This is a genomic window from Mesorhizobium sp. M7A.F.Ca.CA.001.10.2.1 (genome assembly GCF_003998575.1).
GTDB lineage: Bacteria > Pseudomonadota > Alphaproteobacteria > Rhizobiales > Rhizobiaceae > Mesorhizobium.
In genome coordinates, this window is record NZ_RZQY01000989.1 from 1 (window position 1) to 1,505 (window position 1,505).

Genomic DNA, 1,505 nt, shown 5'->3' on the forward strand with positions numbered 1-1,505 from the left:
GCAGTGCCTGACGATCGGCGACCGGAATCTGGTAATAGTCGGGGTGAATTTCACTGAAGGCGAGAAAACCGTGACGGTTGCCGCCATATTCGACAAAGGCTGCCTGAAGGGAGGGCTCTACGCGCGTTACGCGGGCTAGGTAGATGTTTCCTTTGAGCTGCTTCTTGTCCTGGGATTCAAAGTCGAATTCTTCAATACGGTTACCGCGTATGACGACAACGCGTGTTTCCTCCGGGTGGGAGGCGTCTATCAGCATTTTGTTGGGCATTATTTCGTTTCCCCCCGGCAGCCGTCAGCCGCAGCTTGCGAGGCAAAGCCTGCTGCTGCGTGTCTGGAGTGTGGGTGCCGGATATTTGAACGTCCGTCAGCCGCCGCTTGAGCGCCATGGCGGTGCCGCCCGCAGCCATAATGGCGCGGTTTGATGCGGACCTTTCCATGATTGCGCTTGAAGCCATCGTCACCAACAGAACCTTTTGAACCAAAGCCCGGATGAACCGGACCAGCTTGTTTGCTCCTACAGAGCCGGCACGGGAACAAACCCGGCCGTTTTCCTCACGCAGGCGATTCCCCCGCCACGGGAGCACGCCTGCGAAATTCGTCGCGATCACCTGAACCCTTTTCGCCTGAAGCGAAAGGAGCCGCCTTTACGTCTGACCCTGTAGCAAGAAGCTGCGGAGGAGGGCGGTTCCAGGATTGCAGTGATCCACCATCGCTTTTATGATTTGGCGGGGTGGAAGGCAACCCCGATTTCCGATGCCGGCAAAAAGCCGTTCCGTAGCGTAAGCCAGCTTGCCGCCCTTGCATGAAAAGGCTTGGTTAACCTTCTCTGGATACCAATCGTTAATCGAGTTCGCGGCCTAACCGGCATTTCGACGAAACGACCGGCGCCGGGCGCCAAACCGGGAGCGACTGGAAGAGAGATGGGATTGGCGGACTTCACAGACAAGGGATGTCGTGTCTGCGGCCGGATCCTGGCCGCTTTCTGCCTCTTGCTGCTGCTGGCGGTCTCATCTGCCTTGTCCTCAAAAGCCAATGCCGCCGACGCTCCGCTCGTGGCAAAAGGTTACAAGATGGCCGGCGATGCCACCAAGATGCGCATCGTCATGGACTTCGATCGCGAACCCGATATCAAATGGTTCCTGCTGCGCGGTCCCAACCGTCTTGTCATCGATCTCGCGAATACGAGATTCGCCGTTGATGCCAAGGATTTGAAGGCGCGGGGCCTGGTCAAGGGCGTGCGTCTGGGCGCGCTTAGCGAGGGCGTTTCGCGGCTGATCCTCACCGGCAAGGGTCCCTTTGCCGTCGACAAGCTCGACGTGCTCAAGAACGAGGACGGAACCGGCTACCGCATTGCCATCGACATGTCGGCGGCATCCGAGCGCGAGTTCGATGTGGCGCTGGCCAATCAGGCGCTGACCACCGGATCGACCGTTTCGACCGACAAGGGAGGGCGGGTCGGCACCGGACCGGTTTCCAATCCGGGTCATCGGTTCACCGTCGTCATC

The 1,505-nt window shown here is 59.1% G+C and carries 2 protein-coding genes; one reads left to right on the forward strand and one right to left on the reverse strand.

Annotated elements, in window-relative coordinates; all coding sequences use genetic code 11:
• Window positions 1-268, reverse strand: a 268-nt coding sequence (locus tag EN964_RS34270; RefSeq protein WP_127277421.1) for a S1 RNA-binding domain-containing protein, incomplete at its 3' end; no start/stop codon positions are given.
• Between the two features lie 652 nt (window positions 269-920).
• Here EN964_RS34270 and EN964_RS34275 point away from each other — a divergent pair.
• Window positions 921-1,505: AMIN domain-containing protein (locus EN964_RS34275; RefSeq protein ID WP_127277423.1), on the forward strand; the 585-nt coding region annotated here is incomplete at its 3' end.